Source organism: Clostridium sp. SGI.024 (assembly GCF_050315195.1).
GTDB lineage: Bacteria > Bacillota > Clostridia > Clostridiales > Clostridiaceae > Clostridium.
Window position 1 is genome coordinate 1 of the sequence record NZ_JBNPON010000195.1, and the last position, 247, is coordinate 247.

A 247-nucleotide genomic window follows, 5' to 3' on the forward strand; every position below is an offset into this window, starting at 1 on the left:
AGGAATAGACTTACCGTTTCGTCTTTGAACTGGTTTTAGGGTTTTATTATATTTATGCTTGTAATAAGCCAGAAGTAAAATATAGTCTACTTTTTCGAATTTAAGAATTTTAGGCAGTTTGTCTACCTTAAACTTTTGATATTCCGGGCTATTTGAGTCATCAAATGCCATTTGTTTAAGTGGAATATGCTTTGAAATAAATAAAATAAGTTGATAAATAATTTTAATTAAATATTGATTATATGCA

The 247-nt window shown here is 26.7% G+C and carries 1 pseudogene; it reads right to left on the reverse strand.

Going from position 1 to position 247, the window contains the following annotated elements:
* Positions 1-247 (reverse strand): annotated as a pseudogene (locus tag ACQRD5_RS17380) (transposase); the annotation flags it as partial.